This window comes from Campylobacter troglodytis, assembly GCF_006864425.1.
In the GTDB taxonomy this organism is placed as follows: Bacteria; Campylobacterota; Campylobacteria; order Campylobacterales; family Campylobacteraceae; genus Campylobacter_D; species Campylobacter_D troglodytis.
Genome location: NZ_QHLI01000264.1, coordinates 1 through 406 on the forward strand (window position 1 = coordinate 1; position 406 = coordinate 406).

General features: G+C 35.5%; 1 pseudogene. It reads left to right on the forward strand.

What is annotated here, in order from left to right:
- A pseudogene (locus DMC01_RS16260) lies at positions 1-104 on the forward strand (type VI secretion system tube protein Hcp); the annotation flags it as partial.
- Positions 105-406: the final 302 nt, after the last annotated feature.

Here is a 406-nt window from a genome sequence, read left to right on the forward strand (position 1 = left end):
AAACAGAGCTTTTCAGGGTTTCTATGAATTACAGAAAGGTCATTTGGGAGCACACAGCTGCTGGCACAAGTGGGAGCGATGATTGGAGAGAGGCTAGGAGCTAGTCTTTCAAAGAGTTTTGAATTGGCTTTGAATTTGTGTTTTGAATTTTCACTTTAACTTAGCCTTGAATTTACGCTTTAAATAGCCTTGAAAGAGCTTTGATTTGCACCTTGTAAGAGCTTATCAGATTTGAATTAGCCTTGAATTTGTGCTTTGTAAGTTAGCTTTAGCCTTGATTTTAGCCTTTTAACTATTAAGCTAGCCTTAGCCTTGAATTTAAGCTTTGTAAGAGCTTTGAATTTGTGTTTTAAATAGCCTTGAATTTGTGTTTTGAATTTAGGACTTAAAGGCTTAAATTCAGCTT